Genomic DNA, 17,819 nt, shown 5'->3' on the forward strand with positions numbered 1-17,819 from the left:
CCGTCAGGCGTCCGTATCCAGGAGCCAGGAGCGGAGATCAGCTCATGTCTGCCACGTACTGCACCACCGGCAAGGGAACTTCGCCCTCAACCGGCCACCACTGCTTCACGGACTCTCGTCGTCACGTACTCCGGTCGCCTCCGCGCACCGGGTGCAACGAACGGATCTTCGTATGGTCACGGCTCGAATCGAGTCGACTGCCGTGCTTCGCAAACCCGTACGGGAGGGGGCGGTTCCGACGCGGCGGCCGTGTGCGGGTCACACCGAGAGCAGGCGCTCCAGCACCACCGCGATGCCGTCGGCGTCGTTGGACGCCGTCACCTCGTCGGCCACCGCGCGCAGTTCCGGGTGGGCGTTGTCCATGGCGACGCCGCGGGACGCCCACCCGAACATGGGGATGTCGTTCGGCATGTCGCCGAAGGCGATCGTCTCCCGCGCCGTGATCCCGAGCCGCCGTGCCGCCACGGACAGACCCTTCGCCTTGCTGAGGCCCAACGGCAGCAGTTCGACGATGTCTTCGCCGGCCATCGTGATGCCGACCAGATCTCCGGCGACGGCGTGGGCGGCCTCCGCCAGTTCGTCGTCACCGAGGACGGGGTGCTGGAGGTACAGCTTGCTCAGCGGTTCCGCCCAAAGCTCCAGGGGATCGGCGCACTTCACGACCGGCAGGGTCCCGTCCAGCACCCGGTACCCCGGGCCGACGACCACCTCGCCGTCGATGCCGTCACGGGAGGCGGCCACCGCGAGCGGGCCGGTCTCCGCCTCGATCTTGGCCAGCGCGACCTGGGCCAGCTGCCGGTCCAGGGTCACGGACGTCAGCAGCCGGTGCGCGCCGGCGTCGTAGACCTGTGCGCCCTGCCCGCACACGGCCAGGCCGTCGTAGCCGAGGTCGTCCAGGATGTGCCTCGTCCACGGCACGGCGCGGCCCGTCACCACGATGTGTGCCGCGCCGCGTGCCGCGGCAACGGTCAGCGCTTCCCGCGTACGCGGGGAGACCGTCTGGTCGGAGCGCAGCAGCGTGCCGTCGAGATCGGTGGCGATCAGGCGGTACGGGACCGGGGCAGGCGGCACGGCTCCGGGGCCGTCGCCGGGCTCTCGGCTCACTTGCCCACCGGTTCGAGGATCTCGCGTCCGCCCAGATAGGGCTGGAGCAGCGGCGGCACCCGGACCGAACCGTCCGCCTGCTGGTGGTTCTCCAGCAGGGCGACGATCGTGCGGGGCACCGCGCACAGCGTGCCGTTGAGCGTCGCGAGCGGCCGGACCTGCTTGCCGTCCCGCATCCGGATCGAGAGCCGACGGGCCTGGAACTCGGTGCAGTCGGAAGTCGAGGTCAGCTCGCGGTACTTGCCCTGCGTGGGAATCCACGCCTCGCAGTCGTACTTCCGCGCCGCCGAGGAGCCCAGGTCACCGGTCGCCACGTCGATCACCTGGAAGGGAAGGCCGAGCGCGGTCAGCCACTGCTTCTCCCACTCCAGCAGCCGCAGGTGCTCCGCCTCGGAATCCTCCGGCGTCACGTACGAGAACATCTCGACCTTGTCGAACTGGTGCACCCGGAAGATGCCCCGGGTGTCCTTGCCGTACGAGCCCGCCTCGCGCCGGAAGCAGGGCGAGAACGCCGCGTAGCGCAACGGCAGCCGCGAGGCGTCGATGATCTCGTCCATGTGGTAGCCGGCGAGGGGGACCTCGGAGGTGCCCACCAGATAGAGCTCGTCCTTCTCCAGCTGGTAGACGTCCTGAGCTGCCTGCCCGAGGAAGCCGGTGCCCTCCATGGCCTGCGGTTTGACCAGGGCGGGAGTCAGCATGGGCGTGAAGCCCGCCTCGGTGGCCTGGGCGATCGCCGCGTTCACCAGGGCGAGTTCGAGCAGGGCGCCGACGCCGGTGAGGTAGTAGAAGCGCGCTCCGGAGACCTTGGCGCCGCGTTCTACGTCGATCGCGCCGAGCAGCTGGCCGAGCTCCAGGTGGTCCTTCGGCTCGAAGCCCTCGGCGCCGAAGTCGCGGGGCGAGCCGATCGTCTCGCGGACGGTGAAGTCCTCCTCACCGCCGACGGGGACGTCGGGGTGCACCAGGTTGCCCAGGAGGCGGAGCAGGCGCTGGGTCTCCTCGGCTGCCTCGTTCTGTTCGGCGTCCGCGGCCTTCACCGCTGCCGAGAGCTCACCGGCCTTCGCCAGCAGCTGGGCCTTCTCCTCGCCCTCGGCCTTGGGGATCAGCTTGCCGAGCTGCTTCTGCTCGGAACGCAGCGAGTCGAAGCGGACGCTGGACGACCTTCGGCGTTCGTCGGCGGAGAGCAGTTCGTCGACGATGCCGACGTCCTCTCCACGAGCGCGCTGGGATGCGCGGACACGGTCGGGGTCCTCACGGAGCAGTCGAAGGTCAATCACCCCGTCAGGGTACCGGGGGGATCACGATGCCTCGACAGCATTCCCCCGAGACCTTTCTTTCCTAAATTGTCCCTTTTTGCCAAAATGTGGAACCGCGGCCTCACGCCCCTCGCCACTGCGAAGTGATCAACACCCCCGCACGCGGCCCGCTTCCCCATGTCCACCCTCGTCAAGGGCAGTTGGGGAGGGGTGCGGACGGGGTCCACGGCTGACTTATCCACAGCTTCCACTGTCTTCCGCAACCTTTTCCACAGGAGCCCGTGGGGGCCTGTGGAAATTGGAGTTGACAGTTCCGAAGGAATCCTTGAGGCAGCGGAATTTCCGTCGCAAACCCTCAATAAGCACTCATTCGAGCGGGTTGGACTCACACCAAAGAGTGCAGCAGTGGAATTGAAGTGACGAAAAGGGATGGAAGCGGATCAGAAGCGCTGTGGATGCTTACACGGTCTCCATGCTGCTTTGTCGATAGTGTCCGTTTCGAGCACCCGGGTTGTGCACAGGCGCCGCAACACCCTGTGGATAACTCTCTGGGCTGCACAGACGCCGTGAAGTGCGGGCTCAGCCCCGCCCGTCCAGGCAGCGTGTGAGCCAGTCGGCGGCCTCGACGAACTCCGTGTCCGTCGTGCCGGGGCGTTCTGTGGGACGCCCTCCGTCCGCACGCGGGTACGAGCCCAGATAGCGCACCTTCTCGCATGCCCGCTTCAGCCCCATGAGCACATCGCCCACACGACGCTGCTGGAGGTGCCCCTCGCAGTCCACCGAGAAGCAGTAGCGGCCGATGCCCTCGCCGGTGGGCCGGGACTCGATGCGCATCATGTTCACGCCGCGCGACGCGAACTCCTGAAGCACCTCCAGCAGTGCACCAGGGTGGTCGTCGCGCAGCCAGAAGACGACGGAGGTCTTGTCCGCACCCGTCGAGGCCGCGGGCCGGGCCGGCCGTCCCACCAGGACGAAGCGCGTCGCCGCGTTGTCCGCGTCGTGGATGTCCGTCACCAGCGGCTCCAGGCCGTACGTGGCAGCCGCGAACTCACCGGCGAACGCCGCGTCGTACCGGCCCTCCTGCACGAGCCGCGCGCCGTCCGCGTTGGACGCCGCGGACTCCCACAGGGCGTCCGGGAGGTGCTTGGCCATCCACTGCCGTACCTGCGGCTGCGCGACCGGGTGCCCAGTGACTGTCTTGATGCTCTCGATGGACGTGCCGGGCCGGACGAGCAGCGCGAAGGCGATGGGAAGCAGCACCTCGCGGTAGATCATCAGCGGCCGGCCGCTCGCCAGTTCGTCGAGTGTCGCCGTCACGCCACCCTCGACCGAGTTCTCGATCGGTACGAGCGCTGCCGCCGCCTCGCCGTTGCGTACGGCGTCCAGCGCCGTGGGCACGGACACCATCGGTGTCAGCTCCCGAGTGGCGGCCTCGGGGAGGGTGCGCAGGGCAGCCTCGGTGAAGGTCCCTTCTGGACCGAGGTAGGTGTAGCGGCTCGCTGGTGACATACGGACACGTTAGTCGTGCCGGCGGCCATGCGGGTCCGGGGTCTCGACGGCCGGACGGTACGGCAGGTGCAGGACGGCCGGACAGTACGGCCGGACAGTACGGCCGGTTCATGGCTGCCGGCGGAGGCCGTCGGGCACCCCGGGACGTACAGACGTGAGTGCCCGGGCTACGGTCACGGGTGACCGTAGCCCGGGCACTCACAGTCGGCGTGCGGCCGGTCACTCCTCCCCGGCGAGCGTGAGCGTGCGCAGCCTGCGGCTCGCGTACCAGGTGCCGCCCACGGTGGCGACCAGCAGCAGGGTGAGGCCGGTCGTCAGCCCGACCTCGGACGTGATCCCCGCACCGCTGTCGGCGACTTTCTGCGCCAGTGCGAGCGCCCACTGCTGCACGGACAGTGCACGTGCGCCGTCCACGAGGCTGCCGAACAGGGCCTCCCAGATCAGGGCGTAGACCAGTCCGATCACCACAGCGTGCCGGGAGACCGTCCCCAGCAGCAGGAAGAGCGCACTGTAGGCGACGGATGCGATTGCGGCGGCCACCGCGTAGGCGACGGCGATCTGCTGGCTGTTGCCGTTGAGGACGAAGCCCGCCAGCAGCGTCGGAACGGCCGAGAACACCACTGTCACGCCGATGGCGACCAGCAGCTTCGTGAAGATGATGCTGGACCGCTTCAGCGGCTTGGCCAGCAGGTACACCACTGAGCCGTCGTCGATCTCGGGGCCGATAGCGCCCGTGCCCGCCACGACGCCGATGAGCGGCACCATCGTGGCCAGCGCGAAGCCGCCGAGCAGCTCCCTCGTCACCTCGTCGTCCATGCCGGTCAGCGTCCGTACGGCCACGGCCACGACGAGGAGCAGCAGCGGCAGCGCGAACAGGATCAGCGCGCGGCGCCTGCCCAGCAGGGCCTTGTAGGTGAGCCTTGCGACTGTCTGGTTGTACATCGTGAAGGCTCCCTTCAGGCCGCGACGAGGTACGAGAAGACGCTCTCCAGGGACTCGTCCGAGGGCGAGACCGTGTAGAGCCGGATGCCGTGCTCGCGTGCGAGCCGGGGGAGGACCTCGGTGAACCGTCCGAAGTCGACGGCCTGGATCTGCAGGGCCTTCTCGGTGTAGTCGAGCTGGATGCCCGCCGTGGAGGCGTCGGCGATGAGCGCCGCCGCCAGGGCCCGGTCGTCGCTGGAACGCACGAGGTACCGGTGCGGACGGTCCGTCATCAGGCGGCGGATCTTGCGGAAGTCGCCGCTGGCGGCGTGCCGTCCGGCGACGACGACCTCGATGTGGGAGGCGAGCTGTTCGACCTCTTCCAGGATGTGCGAGGAGAACAGCACTGTGCGGCCCTCGTCGCCCATCTGACGCAGCAGCTCCATCAACTGCATGCGCTGCCGCGGGTCCATGCCGTTGAACGGTTCGTCGAGCAGCAGCACCGACGGGTCGTGCACGAGGGCGGACGCCATCTTCACGCGCTGGCGCATGCCCTTGCTGTAGGTGGAGATCTTGCGGTCCTGGGCCTGCTCCATCTCGACGGTGGCGAGCGCCTTGCGGGCAGCCGCTGCCGGGTCCGGAAGCCTGTGCAGTTCCGCGTTGGCGAGCACGAAGTCCCAGCCGGTGAGGAATTCGTACATCCCCTCCCGCTCGGGTACGAGCCCGATCTCCCTGTACGCCTCCTGGTTGCGCCAGATCGGCGAGGAGTCGAGGGTGACGCTCCCGGTGGAGGGCGGCAGGAAGCCGCCCATCATGTTGATGAGGGTGGACTTCCCCGCGCCGTTCGGGCCGAGGAGGCCCGTCACGCCGGGGCCGATGTCCATGGTGATGTCGTTGACGGCGACGACGTTCCCGAACCAGCGGGACGTGTGGTCGATGTGCAGGGTTGTCACAGCCCGGCCTTTCGGTAGCGGCGCAGCAGCAGGGCGTACGTACCGGCGATCAGTACGGCGATGAGCGCGACGTAGACGGACACCTGCGCATCGGTGAGCTCCTGGCCCAGCGGGAAGGCGTTCCTCCCGCCGAGGAGCTTGCTCTGCAGCCCGTCGATCAGCGATCCGGGCGAGCCGAGTCCGAGCCAGCCGATGGCCGCGGTGTTGTCCTGCGAGGAGACGATGGCCTGCAGTGCGCTGATGAGCATGTACGGGATGGTCAGCACGGCGATGATCGCGGCGACGCCGAAGCCGCGCCGGGGTGTGGCCGCGGCCGCCACCAGGCCGATGCCCGCGTGCAGCACGGAGAAGACGAGGCAGCAGACCATGCCCAGGGCGAAGTCCTTCGTCTCGTCGCCGAAGTCGAGCTTCGCCAGCAGTGCGCCGACGTAGAGGATCACGACGGACGCACCGGTGAAGATGAAGATCGCGGCGGACAGTGCCGCGTACTTGGCCCCGACATAGTCGCCCCGCTCGATGGGACGGGAGAAGTAGAGCGGCACGACGCGGAAGCGCAGGTCGAGCGATACGGCCTGGGGTGCCATCGCGGCGATGTAGATGCCGATGACGGGCTGCATCTGGATGACGTAGGCGCTGTACCCGACGGGCAGCTGCTTCGCCTCGGTGAAGACGGTGACGGCGACGACGATCGCTGCCGGAACGCACATCACAGCGAAGAGGATCATCGGCAGGACCTTGGACTTGGCCGAGCGGCCCAGCCCGTACGCGCCGCGCAGCGACTGCTCGAAGAGCGACGTGCGGGCGTAGCCGCGGCCGAGCCTGGGCCCGTCGTAGTTGCGGTAGCCGATGTTGTGGATGACGTTCTCGCCGCGCGCTCCCGCTCCGTGCGCCTGCGCAGTGGCAGTGCCGGCGGACGCGGGGCCGGGCGTGGACTCCGGGGCGGACCGGGGGGCTTGAGGCTCAGGCGACATCGCCGCTGCCTCCCTTCTGCATCTGGAGCTGCCGGTCGGCGGCGGGCTCCGCGGACGCCGCGGCGGAGGCGGTGCCGGGCTGCGAGCTGAAGACCTCGGAGATGTGGTGCCTGCGCTGTTCCATCCGGACCAGGCCGAGGCCGAGTTCGCTCACGGTGTCGCGGACGGTGTCGTAGGCGCTCTCGTCGGTGGCGTCGACCATCAGCAGATGCCCGGCGCCCGGTGCGCCCGCGGCGCCGGGCGCTTGCGCGGACAGGCCGGCGGCGACGAGCGCGGCACGCAGCGCCTCGGTCCCGTTCGGGTGGGTGTCGGTGTCGGTGACCTCGACGGCCAGGGACGGCGTGCTCTTGGTGAAGTCCGCGGTGCTTGAGGCACGGAGCAGCTTGCCGCCGTCGATGACGACGACGTGGTCGCAGGTGCGCTCCAGCTCGCCCAGCAGGTGGGAGGTGACGAGCACGGATATGCCGAAGTCCGTGTGGACGCGGCGGATGAGCGCGAGCATCTCGTCGCGGCCGACCGGGTCGAGTCCGTTCGTGGGCTCGTCCAGGAGCACGAGCTGCGGGTCGTGCACGAGGGCCTGGGCGAGTTTGACGCGCTGCTTCATGCCGGTCGAGTAGCCGCCCATGGGGCGGTAGCGCTCCTCGTACAGTCCGACGTGGCGCAGGGTGTCGGCCGTGCGTTCCCGGGCGGAGGTCGTCGGGAGCCCGGACATCCGGGCCATGTGGACGACGAACTCGGTGGCCGAGACGTCGGGCGGCAGGCAGTCGTGCTCGGGCATGTATCCGACGCGTTCGCGGATGGCGGATCCTTCGCGGGCGACGTCCAGACCGAGGACGGTCGCGCCGCCCTCGGTCGCGGGGGAGAGCCCCAGAAGGATCTTGATGAGGGTCGATTTACCGGCCCCGTTGGCGCCCACCAGGCCGGTTACACCCGGTGTGATGCCGACGGTCAGCCGGTCCAGGGCGGTCACCCGTGGGTACCGCTTGGTCAGGCTTTCGATAGCGATCACAGTCACCCTCACGACGCTAGGGCCTGAGCGCCGTGTGTCACGTCCCTCCTGAGGGCTGGATCCGACTGATACCGGAGACGGACGCGCCCTTAAGGGGGCGTAGACAAGTAGGACAAAGCCGGGTTACTCGCGGTATCCACAGGAACCGCGCCGCTGTTGACGGCGTCACGCGGCGTTGATCCCATTGACCGGTGTCGAGTACGCGGGCCGGCGGAGGCGTCGGGCCCTCGATCGCGGGATGGTGGGGGCTGTGAGCGAGCGTGCGGGCGTCGAGGGGCACGGGGCGGACGGAGCCGCTCGGGCGGCGGAGAGCGGAGCAGTGCGCGGGGCGGGACGGGACGGAGGTCCCGCGGTTCTGGAAGGTGCGCGGGAGCGCTGGGTCCGTACGCGGGAGGGCGTGGAGCTGTGCGTCGCCGAGCTGGGCGACGCGGAACGGCCCACCGTGCTGCTGCTGCACGGCTATCCCGACAGCAAGGAGGTCTGGTCGACGGTCGCCCGGCAGCTGTCCGGACGCTTCCACGTCGTGCTCTACGACGTGCGGGGCTGCGGCCGTTCCTCCGCACCGCGGCCGCTGCGCGGCGGGTTCACGCTGGAGAAGCTGACGCAGGACTTCCTCGCCGTGGCGGACGCGGTCTCCCCCGACCGCCCCGTCCATCTGGTCGGACACGACTGGGGCTCGGTGCAGGGCTGGGAGTTCGTCTCCGTCGAGGAGACCCGCGGCCGCATCGCCTCGTTCACCTCGATGTCGGGCCCGTCCCTGGACCACTTCGGGCACTGGCTCAGGCGGCGGACGAGGCGCCCGACGCCCGGGGGGCTGGCGCAGGCGCTGAACCAGGGCGTCCGCTCCTGGTACGTCGGGGCGCTGCACACCCCGGTTCTGCCGGAACTGGCCTGGCGGGGGCCCCTGTCCGCGTACTGGCCGAAGTATCTCCAGCGGGTCGAGAAGGTCCCGGCCGACGGCTATCCCACGCCGTCGCTCCCGCGCGACGCGGCACACGGCGCCTGGCTCTACCGGGACAACGTGCGACGGCGGCTGCGCAGTCCCCGCCCGGACTGCCACGCGCACGCGCCGGTGCAGCTGATCACCCCGCTGCGGGACGTCTTCCTCAGTGCGCGGCTCTACGACGAAGTGGCCGTCTGGGAGCCGGACGTCACGCGCAGGACGCTGGACGCCGGGCACTGGATCCCCCGGACGAGGCCCGACCTGCTGGCCTGGTGGATCACGGACTTCGTCACCGGACGGGAGGCGGCCGCCACAGGGGGCGACCTCCGTGAGCCCCTCGTGGAGGGGGCCGGGGAAGACGGCGGGGCGGTCGCCCGCGCAGGCGCCGGCCGCGACCCTCTCGCGGAGCGGTTCGGCGGGCAGCTCGTCCTGGTCACAGGCGCGGGCAGCGGCATCGGCAGGGCCACCGCGGTGGCCTTCGCGGCGGCCGGGGCCCGGGTCGTGTCCGTCGACGTGGACGAGGAGAGCGCCGTACGCACGGCGGAGCTGGCGCGGGAGGCCGGAGCTTCCCAGGCGTGGGCGGAGACAGTCGACGTGAGCGACCAGGACGGCATGGAGGAGCTCGCCGCCAAGGTCGCGTCGGAGATGGGCACGGTGGACGTCCTGGTCAACAACGCCGGGATCGGGGTCTCCGGCCCCTTCCTCGAGACCGGTGTGGAGGACTGGAAGCGGACCCTGGACGTCAATCTGTGGGGCGTCATCCACGGCTGCCGGCTCTTCGGCAAGCAGATGGCGGAGCGGGGCCAGGGCGGGCACATCGTCAACACCGCTTCGGACGCGGCCTACCAGCCGACGAGGATGCTTCCCGCCTATGGAACCTCGAAGGCGGCGGTGCTGATGCTGAGCGAATGCCTGCGCGCGGAGCTGGCGGGGAAGGGGATCGGCGTCACGGCGGTCTGTCCCGGTCCCGTGAACACCGGGATAACGGGGACGGCGCGGTTCGTCGGCCTCGGCGAGACGGAGGAGCGGCGGCGCAGGGAGCGGGTGGCGAAGCTGTACAGGCTGCGGAACTACCCGCCGGAGAAGGTCGCGAAAGCGATCATGCGCGGGGTCGTCCGCGATCAGGCCGTCGTGCCGGTGACGGCGGAGGCACACGTCGCACGGTTCCTCTCCCGGTTCGCCCCCCGCGTGCTGCGTGCCCTCGCCCGGATCGAGCCGCCGCTGTGACAGGCCGGAGTCCCGGACTCACTCCCGGCCCGCCCACAGCCGGCCTTGCAGTTCAGGATTCTGTTCAGACAGCTGACTCACATGACTAGGCCCTGTCTGACAAATGGCGTCGTCCGCCGCAGGCGGTGCTCGCGACGGATGGTGCGTGCAGCCGCAAGGCGGAGGATCGCCCTCGTAGTGGGCTACTCGGTCGATGCGACAACGCAGCGGATGTGCGTGCCAGTCGTCGCGAGCAAGGCGAGATTTGTCAGACAGGGCCTAGAGGCCCGGCGCTCCCCAAAGCGGGAACCAGCGTGCCAGATCCGGTTCCATCCGCAGGTCGTCCGTGAGCAGGCCACGAACCTGCAGTTCCAGGGCGCTGTCACGCTTCTCCGGTCCGCCCGGTTGGGGCGCGAACGGATAGAAGGTGCCGCGCTTGTAGAGGTAGACCAGGGCCAGCGCACGGGGGTCACCGTCCCCTGCCCCGCGGAAACCCACCAGGGAGCACAGCAGTTGCGGCCCGAATCCGTTCTCGGCGAGCAGGGTGTTCACGGCGTGCAGATCGTTCACGAGGGCGATCGTCCCCTCCGGTCCGTGCCGGGCGAGGAGCCAGGTGTAGCCGTACTCGTCCTGGCTGAACTCGACCGGTACGCCGGACCCGTCCCCTGTGCGGCTCCCGCCTCCCGCACCGTCCGCGGCTGCGCCCCCCGCCGCATGCTGAGCCGTATCCGCGTCGAGCAACTCCCGTACGTCCCGCTCCACCTGCTTGAACGCGCCGCCCTCGACGCTCGCGAAGCACACCGATCCGAGCCCCGTCGGCACGAGATCCGCACCGGCCTGGAGCGTGACGGCCGCGGCGGGCAGGCCGAAGAGCTGGTCCAGGTCGGGTCGCGCCGGTTTGCTGCGTCCGAGCAGTGCGTCCAGGAGACCCACGGTCTTCACGTCCCTCGGTGCGATGGGGGGCTGACGGGTGCGGTTCTGCTGTTGTCGTTCGGTGGACGCCGGTGGGCGCCCCTCCCTCACCGCTGCTGTCCGAGTTGCTGCCCGAGCTGCGCGGAGATGCGGCTGAGCTGGTCGAGGCGGCGCTCGAGCGGGGGGTGCGAGGAGAGCAGGGTCGCGACGCTCTCGCCGGAGAACGCGGGCGCGAAGTAGAAGGCGTTGAAGGGCTCGGCCTTGCGCAGGTCGCGGGTGGGGATCCGCGCCATCTCACCGGTGACCTTGGTCAGCGCGGAGGCGAGCGCCGAGGGCCGCCCCGTCAGCAGCGCTCCGGCACGGTCCGCGGACAGCTCGCGGTAGCGCGAGAGCAGCCGCGTCAGCAGGAAGCTGACGATGTAGACGGCGGCGCTCACCAGCGGAACGAGCAGCAGGACGATGCCGGCCCCGCTCTGGTCGTCACGGCCCACTCGGCTCAGGCCGCCCCAGAGCGCGACGCGCGTCATGACACCGGCCAGGACGCCGAGGAACGAGGCGATGGTCATCACGGCCACGTCGCGGTGTGCGACGTGGGACAGCTCGTGGGAGAGCACTCCTTCGAGTTCCTCCGGCTCGAGGCGCCGCATGAGTCCGGTGGTCGCGCAGACCATGGAACTGCTCCGGCTCCGTCCCGTGGCGAAGGCGTTGGGTACGTCGCTCTGGGCCAGTGCCACCTTCGGCTTCGGTACGTCCGCCAGTGCGCACAGCCTGTCCACCGCGCCGTGCAGTTCGGGTGCCTGTTCGGGTGTGACTTCGCGGGCGCCCATGCTGAAGGCGGCGATCCGGTCGCTGAACCAGAACTGTGCGACGAAGAGCCCGCCCACCACCAGGACGATCAGGGGCCAGGCGTTGCCGAGGGTCGCGACCAGTGCGCCGACGAGCACGACGTACAGCAGTCCGATGAAGAACATCGTGACCACCATGCGGCTGGTCAGGCCGCGGTCGGCGACATACCGGCTGTGAGTGGCTGCCATGGCCTCTGTTCCTTCCAGCGCCGAGTCCGGGACCGGCCGGCCCGGTGCCCTCCGTGCCGCTCGCTCCGCCAGGAGCAGTCGTCCGGGACGGCTCACTCCGCGCGAGGCGGAGACGCCGCACCGGGACCGGGCCGATGCACTGGTGCCTTCACTGCAAGCACCATGTGGTAATTGTCCACTTTTTAACTCTTTTCGACTAATAGCTGAGCGTGTCCGCGGGCTGACCCGGCGCGAACCGGGCGGTCCACAGCATCCGGTGCTCTTCCGGCGGGAGTTCCACGCGCGAGGCGTCGGCGCGGGGGCGCGCGGGGAGAGCAGGCAGTTCCGCTTGGCCCCGCCCTCTGCGGCCCCAGGCCGGAGCCGTGACGGACCAGGGCCCGACGTAGGGTCGCGGTCATGAGTCTGCGCCTGAGCACTGTGATCCTTCCGGTCCACCGCTGGCACGAGGGCGGTCGCGAGCGATGGCAGCGGGCGGAGGAGCAGGGCTTCCACGCCGCCTACACCTACGACCACCTCTCGTGGCGCGAACCCTTCCGCGACGGACCGTGGTTCGGCGCCCTCCCCACCCTGACTGCGGCGGCCTCGGCCACCTCCCGGCTGCGCCTGGGCACGCTGGTCACCTCGCCCAACTTCCGGCACCCGGTGACGCTGGCGAAGGAGTTGCTCTCCCTGGACGACATCAGCGACGGCCGCGTCGTCCTCGGCGTCGGAGCCGGAGGCAACGGCTTCGACGCGTCAGCCCTCGGGCAGCAGCCGTGGACGCCCCGCGAACGCGCAGACCGCTTCGCCGAGTTCGTGCCGCTGCTGGACCGTCTCCTGCGCGACCCCGTGGTCACCTACGACGGAGAGTTCTACTCGGCGCACGAGGTCCGTGGTGTCCCCGGCTGCGTGCAGCGCCCCCGCCTCCCCTTCGCCGTCGCCGCCACCGGCCCGCGCGGGCTCCTGCTCGCCGCACGCTACGGGGAGGCGTGGGTGACGACGGGAGACCCGCGCGTCTCCGAGAAGGGCACCCCGGCGGAGAGTCTTCAGGCCGTACGGGACCAGATCGTCAGGCTCGGCACGGCCTGCGCCGAGACCGGACGGGACGCGTCGGAACCGGAGAAGATCCTGCTCACCGGCTTCACCCCGGGGAATCCGCTCGAATCGCTCGACGCCTTCGTCGACTTCGCCGGGAAGCACGCGGAAGCGGGCATCACGGAGATCGTCCTGCACTGGCCGCTGCCCGGCACCCGCTTCGAAGCCGACGAGAGTGTCTTCGAGCAGATCGCCACCGAGGCACTCGGGCAGCTGGAGCAGAAGCGCTGAAGCCGGACCGCGCGGCGGGCGGCGCACCGCCCGGAGGCGGCCCGCGTCGCTGCCCGCGGCCCCTCGGCCGCTCATCGGGGGAGCCCTCCGCACGTGTGTGCGCACAAATGCGCGATGATGGACGCTGTGACTGATCCGCGCCCGTCCCCCGCCGCCGCCTGCGCCGCCGAACCCTCCGTCGGCACCTCCGCCGCCGGTGCCCCCCGCACCGTCCGTCCACGGCTGATCGCCACAGACCTCGACGGCACGCTGCTGCGGGACGACAAGACGGTCTCGAACCGTACGGTCGCCGCCCTGGCCGCAGCAGAGGTCGCGGGGCTCGACGTCTTCTTCGTGACGGGACGGCCCGCGCGCTGGATGGACGTCGTGAGCGAGCACGTCCACGGCCACGGTCTCGCGATCTGCGCGAACGGCGCCGCGGTCGTCGATCTGCACCGGGGCCGCAAGGTCGTCGACGTGCGTCCGCTGGAACTGGACGACGCGCTGGCCGTCGTGGACGCTCTGCGCGGTGCGGCGGACGGCGTGAGCTTCGCCGTCGAGCGCAGCGGCGGAATCCACTTCGAGCCCTCCTATCCCGCACTGCACCCCGATCCGGTGGGTGTCGTCGCCCCCGCCGAGAAGCTGCTGGGCGCGGGACCGGGGCCGAGGCCCGCTCTGGACCACGAGCAGCCCGTCCTGAAGCTCCTCGCGTACCACCCCGCGCTCGAACCGGACGACTTCCTCGCCCTCGGCCGCGAAGTGGCGGGCGCCCACGCCCAGTTCACGCGCTCCAGCAAGTCGGCGCTGCTGGAGATCAGCGGCCGGGGGGTGAGCAAGGCCAGCACGCTGGCGAAGTGCTGCGCGGAGCGGGGCGTTCAGCCGGAGGAGGTCGTCGCCTTCGGGGACATGCCCAACGATCTGGAGATGCTGGGCTGGGCGGGCACCTCGTACGCGATGGCCAACGCACACCCCGAAGTGCTCACCGCCACGACGCACGTCACCTCGTCGAACGAGGCGGACGGCGTCGCGGAGGTCATCGAGAAGCTGCTGCTCGGGACGCCTCTCGGGCAGCCCGGCCTGTCGTCCGGCCCGTCGTCAGGTCCGTCGTCCGGTCCGGTTCCGGACCCTGCGGGCCGCTGAATCCGCCCCCGGCGGGCGGGGCGCCCGCCGCCCACGAGGCCGCCTCCGCCTCCCGTGCCAGCATCCGGCTGAACGGACCTCCCGCGGCGGCCAGTTCACGGTAGGTGCCGCGCTCGACCGTACGTCCGCCGTCCAGCACGACCACCTCGTCCACCGCGTCGAGGCCCTGCAGGCGGTGCGTGATCAGCACGGTCGTACGGCCCTCGGTGACGGCCAGCAGGTCGGCCGTCAGTGCGTCCGCGGTGGGAAGGTCGAGGTGCTCGGCGGGCTCGTCCAGTACGAGGACGGGAAAGTCGGCGAGCAACGCCCGTGCGAGCGCGAGCCGTTGACGCTGCCCGCCGGAGAGCCGGGCGCCGTGCTCGCCGACGAGGGTGTCCAGACCGTCGGGCAGCGTCCCGACCCACGTCCCGAGCCGGGCAGCGGCCAGCGCCCGGTGCAGATCGGCGTCGCTCGCGTCCGTACGGGCGAGGCGCAGGTTCTCGCGCAGTGAGCTGTCGAAGATGTGGGCGTCCTGGGCGCACAGGCCGACGAAACGGCGGACGGTGTCGGAGTGCAGCCGTTCCGCGGGGACTCCGCCGAGGGTGTACGAACCGCTCTGTGCGCCGAGGAAGCGCAGCAGCGTCTGCGCGAGGGTGGTCTTCCCGGAGCCCGAGACTCCCACCACCGCGACGCGGTGACCGGGGGTGAGCGTCAGGTCGAACTCCGCGAGCGGCGCCGGAGGCCGGCTGCCCGGGGTGACGGTCTCCTCGTCCGGGTAGCGCACGGTGACGTTCCGCAGCCGGACGGGGAAGGGGCTGCCGGGTGCGGGGAGGGGCCGTTCGGGCTCCCGGACGGGTTCGGGCGCCTGGAGCACTTCCCGTACCCGCTCCGCGGATCGCCGGGTGCGCTGCCGGTACTGGACGGCGAGCGGCATGCCGTTGACCGCCTCGAACGCGGCGAGCGGCGTGAGCACGAGAGCCGCGAGCCACACCCCGTCGAGCGAGCCGTCGTGCACTGCCGCGACCCCGGCCCAGGCGGCGGCGGTCACGGTGAGCCCGGACGCGAGTGCGGCGAGGCCGGAACCGAGGGCGGTGACCGCTGCGGAACGCGTGGCCAGGCGGGTCAGGGAGGCGTCGGCCTGCCGCGCCGCCGAGGTCCTGGCGGGCAGCGCACCCGCGACGGTCAACTCGGCCGTACCGGTGAGGAGATCGACCACGCTTGTGGTCAAGGTGCTGCGTTCCGGCGCGAGTTGACGTTCCGTACGCCTGGAGAGAGCACCGGTCAGCGTGGGGACGGCGGCGCCCGCGGCGAACAGGCCCACGGCGAGCGCCGCTCCGGCCGCGGGAAGCAGCGCACCGGTGAAGCCGACGGCGACGACGCCGACCGTGCCCGCGACCGCCGCGGGGAGCAGCCACCGCAGCAGATGGTCCTGCAGGGCGTCGACATCGCTGACGAGACGGGTCAGCAGGTCACCGCGGTGGCTGCGGCGCAGCCCGGCGGGCGCGAGGCGTTCGAGCCGCCGGTGGACCTGCACGCGGACGTCGGCCAGGACGCGCAGCACGGCGTCGTGCGAGACGAGGCGTTCGGCGTACCGGAAGACCGCCCGTCCGATCCCGAAGGCGCGCGTCGCGGTGACGGCGACCATGAGGTAGAGCACCGGCGGATGCTGGGCGGCCCGGGAGATCAGCCAGCCCGAGGTGGCCATGAGACCGACGGCGCTGAGCAGGGCGAGCGAGCCGAGGAGGAGGGCGAGGGCGAAGCGGGGAGCGGCTGTCGACAGGGTGAAGGCGCGCGGAGGGCGGGGCGCCTGCTCCGGGCCGGACGGCACGCTCTCCCCGTCGGCCGCGTTCGCGTCAGGGAGCCCTGGCGAGCCGGGCTCTGCCGGGCGGCCGTCGGCGGCGAATTCGGCGCTCCCGATGTGGCTGCCGATGTCGCTTCCGCTGTCTCCGGCGTGCCCGTCCGGTTCCAGCTCCGGCTCCGGTTCCGGCCGTCCGAGGGCGATCACTCGGTCCGCCACCCCCAGCAGCGCGGGACGATGGGTGATCAGGAGAACTGTGCGGTCGGCGCAGAGGCGGTGGATCGTCTCGACGACCGCCGATTCCGTCTCCCCGTCCAGTGCCGCTGTCGGCTCGTCCAGCAGCAGCAGGGGACGGTCGGCGAGGAACGCCCTGGCCAGCGCGACGCGCTGGCGCTGGCCCGCGGAGAGCCCCGCGCCGCCCTCGCCGAGTTCGGCTGCCGGGTCGAGGCCGGCGCACGCCTCGGCGAGGGCGGTGCGTACTTCGTCGTCCGTGGCTCCGGGCCGGGCCAGCCGCACGTTGTCCGCGACGGTCCCGGCGAAGAGATGGGGGTGCTGGGGGACCCAGGCGATCTGGGCGTGCCAGCTTGCGAGTTCGAGATCCCGCAGTTCGGTGCCGTCCACCCGGATGCCGCCCTGTGCGGGACGGGCGAAGCCGAGCAGCGCGTTCACCAGGGTCGTCTTCCCCGCCCCGGAGGGCCCGGTCAGCGCGAGCGTCTCCCCCGGCGCGAGGGTCAGGTCCGTGGCCGGAAGGGAGTCCTGGCTGCGGCCCTCGTGCCGTACGACGAGGCCGTCGACCGTGATGCTCGCGGACCTCACGTCGGGGGCGGGGCTGCCGGAGACCTCCGGCGGCGGCTCCTCCAGTACGGCGAAGACCTCCTCCGCGGCGGAGAGACCTTCGGCCGCGGCGTGGTACTGGGTGCCGACCTGGCGGAGCGGCAGATACGCCTCGGGCGCCAGGACGAGGACGAGCAGCCCCGTGTACAGATCGAGCTCACCGTGTACGAGGCGCATCCCGATGCCGACGGCCACGAGAGCGACGGAGATCGTCGCGAGGAGTTCCAGCACGAAGGACGAGAGGAAGGCGATGCGCAGGGTGCGCAGCGTGGCCCGCCGGTAGTCGGCGGTGATGGCGCGGATGTTCTCCGCCTGTGCCTTGGCCCGGCCGAAGACCTTGAGTGTCGGGAGGCCCGCGACGACGTCCAGGAAGTGCCCCGAGAGCCGGGTGAGCAGCCGCCACTGGCGGTCCATGCGTGCCTGGGTGGCCCAGCCGACGAGGACCATGAAGAGCGGGATGAGCGGAAGGGTGACGGTGATGACCGCGGCGGAGACCCAGTCGGCGGTGACGATCCTCGCCAGCACCGCCACGGGCACGACGACGGCGAGCGCGAGCTGGGGCAGGTAGCGGGCGAAGTAGTCGTCGAGGGCGTCGACGCCGCGCGTGACGAGCGCGGTGAGCTCACCGGTGCGCTGCTTCGACAGCCACGCGGGCCCGAGCCTGCCCGCATGTTCCAGCAGCCGGGCGCGCAGCTGCGACTTGACCGCCGCGCTGGAGCGGTGTGCGGCCAGCTCCGTCAGCCAGGAGACCAGCGCGCGGCCGGCGGCCGTGGCGGCGAGCAGCAGCAGCGGCGTCCGCAGCTGCGCGGCCGAGGCGTGCTCCTGGAAGCCGCGCACGACGACGTCGGCGATCAGCATGGCCTGCCCGACGACCAGCGCGGCCGACGCCAGACCGAGGACCACCGAGGCGACGAGGAAGACCCGGGTGGTGCGGGCGTACCTGAGCAGGCGCGGGTCTACGGGCTTCAT

13 protein-coding genes are annotated in these 17,819 nt (G+C 71.0%); 3 read left to right on the plus strand and 10 right to left on the minus strand.

Going from position 1 to position 17,819, the window contains the following annotated elements; genetic code table 11:
* Positions 1 to 258: 258 nt before the first annotated feature.
* The 7 genes from ACFPA8_RS15355 to ACFPA8_RS15385 all read right to left on the minus strand — a co-directional run bounded on the left by ACFPA8_RS15355 (position 259) and on the right by ACFPA8_RS15385 (position 7,720).
* Positions 259 to 1,071, minus strand: coding sequence for an HAD family hydrolase (locus ACFPA8_RS15355; protein WP_386449460.1), 813 nt, complete (start codon positions 1,069 to 1,071; stop codon positions 259 to 261).
* Positions 1,072 to 1,100: 29 nt separating this feature from the next.
* Positions 1,101 to 2,378 (minus strand): serine--tRNA ligase, encoded by a 1,278-nt coding sequence (gene serS, locus ACFPA8_RS15360; protein WP_386448425.1) that lies wholly within the window; start codon positions 2,376 to 2,378, stop codon positions 1,101 to 1,103.
* 558 nt (positions 2,379 to 2,936) lie between these two features.
* Positions 2,937 to 3,866 carry a prephenate dehydratase gene (gene pheA / locus ACFPA8_RS15365; RefSeq protein ID WP_386448428.1) on the minus strand — a complete coding sequence of 310 codons (930 nt, stop codon included), beginning with the start codon at positions 3,864 to 3,866 and terminating at the stop codon, positions 2,937 to 2,939.
* Positions 3,867 to 4,085: 219 nt separating this feature from the next.
* Positions 4,086 to 4,808, minus strand: a complete 723-nt coding sequence (locus ACFPA8_RS15370) for an ABC transporter permease subunit (protein ID WP_386448431.1) — start codon at positions 4,806 to 4,808, stop codon at positions 4,086 to 4,088.
* Between the two features lie 14 nt (positions 4,809 to 4,822).
* Positions 4,823 to 5,740: an ABC transporter ATP-binding protein gene (locus tag ACFPA8_RS15375; RefSeq protein WP_386448434.1), complete on the minus strand. Its 918-nt coding sequence runs from the start codon at positions 5,738 to 5,740 to the stop codon at positions 4,823 to 4,825.
* Entirely contained in the window at positions 5,737 to 6,711 is a 975-nt protein-coding gene (locus ACFPA8_RS15380; protein ID WP_386448437.1) for an ABC transporter permease, read from the minus strand. The genes ACFPA8_RS15375 and ACFPA8_RS15380 overlap by 4 nt, the downstream gene beginning before the upstream one ends.
* Complete coding sequence (locus tag ACFPA8_RS15385) at positions 6,701 to 7,720, minus strand: ABC transporter ATP-binding protein (protein WP_386449462.1); 1,020 nt, start codon at positions 7,718 to 7,720, stop codon at positions 6,701 to 6,703. Before ACFPA8_RS15385 ends, ACFPA8_RS15380 begins: the two co-directional genes overlap by 11 nt.
* 319 nt (positions 7,721 to 8,039) lie before the next feature.
* Here ACFPA8_RS15385 and ACFPA8_RS15390 point away from each other — a divergent pair, with 319 nt between their 5' ends.
* The gene (locus ACFPA8_RS15390; RefSeq protein WP_386449464.1) at positions 8,040 to 9,890 is read left to right on the plus strand and encodes an SDR family oxidoreductase; all 1,851 of its coding nucleotides are present in this window, start codon (positions 8,040 to 8,042) and stop codon (positions 9,888 to 9,890) included.
* 258 nt (positions 9,891 to 10,148) lie between these two features.
* Here the strand turns inward: ACFPA8_RS15390 and pspAB are convergent, their stop codons facing one another.
* Together pspAB and htpX are read right to left on the minus strand one after the other, a co-directional pair.
* The gene (pspAB, locus tag ACFPA8_RS15395; protein ID WP_386448440.1) at positions 10,149 to 10,802 is read right to left on the minus strand and encodes a PspA-associated protein PspAB; all 654 of its coding nucleotides are present in this window, start codon (positions 10,800 to 10,802) and stop codon (positions 10,149 to 10,151) included.
* A gap of 86 nt (positions 10,803 to 10,888) precedes the next feature.
* Entirely contained in the window at positions 10,889 to 11,815 is a 927-nt protein-coding gene (gene htpX / locus ACFPA8_RS15400; RefSeq protein ID WP_386448442.1) for a zinc metalloprotease HtpX, read from the minus strand.
* A gap of 396 nt (positions 11,816 to 12,211) precedes the next feature.
* Between htpX and ACFPA8_RS15405 the strand changes: the two genes are divergently transcribed.
* A complete protein-coding gene (locus tag ACFPA8_RS15405) occupies positions 12,212 to 13,120 on the plus strand; it encodes an LLM class flavin-dependent oxidoreductase (protein ID WP_386448445.1) in 909 nt (302 codons plus the stop codon).
* 117 nt (positions 13,121 to 13,237) lie between these two features.
* Complete coding sequence (locus ACFPA8_RS15410; RefSeq protein ID WP_386448447.1) at positions 13,238 to 14,239, plus strand: HAD family hydrolase; 1,002 nt, start codon at positions 13,238 to 13,240, stop codon at positions 14,237 to 14,239.
* On the opposite strand, the gene cydD is transcribed toward ACFPA8_RS15410, so the two are convergent.
* Complete coding sequence (gene cydD, locus ACFPA8_RS15415; RefSeq protein ID WP_386448450.1) at positions 14,133 to 17,819, minus strand: thiol reductant ABC exporter subunit CydD; 3,687 nt, start codon at positions 17,817 to 17,819, stop codon at positions 14,133 to 14,135. The two genes, ACFPA8_RS15410 and cydD, sit on opposite strands and share 107 nt — an antisense overlap.

Source organism: Streptomyces ovatisporus, assembly GCF_042653885.1.
GTDB classification, from domain to species: domain Bacteria; phylum Actinomycetota; class Actinomycetes; order Streptomycetales; family Streptomycetaceae; genus Streptomyces; species Streptomyces ovatisporus.

Bases quoted from the DNA above. Each gene is read 5' to 3' on its own strand.
- ACFPA8_RS15380 (WP_386448437.1), bottom strand. From the start codon at position 6,711: ATGTCGCCTGAGCCTCAAGCCCCCCGGTCCGCCCCGGAGTCCACGCCC.
- ACFPA8_RS15370 (WP_386448431.1), bottom strand. From the start codon at position 4,808: ATGTACAACCAGACAGTCGCAAGGCTCACCTACAAGGCCCTGCTGGGC.
- cydD (WP_386448450.1), bottom strand. From the start codon at position 17,819: ATGAAGCCCGTAGACCCGCGCCTGCTCAGGTACGCCCGCACCACCCGG.
- ACFPA8_RS15410 (WP_386448447.1), top strand. From the start codon at position 13,238: ATGGACGCTGTGACTGATCCGCGCCCGTCCCCCGCCGCCGCCTGCGCC.
- ACFPA8_RS15405 (WP_386448445.1), top strand. From the start codon at position 12,212: ATGAGTCTGCGCCTGAGCACTGTGATCCTTCCGGTCCACCGCTGGCAC.
- pheA (WP_386448428.1), bottom strand. From the start codon at position 3,866: ATGTCACCAGCGAGCCGCTACACCTACCTCGGTCCAGAAGGGACCTTC.
- htpX (WP_386448442.1), bottom strand. From the start codon at position 11,815: ATGGCAGCCACTCACAGCCGGTATGTCGCCGACCGCGGCCTGACCAGC.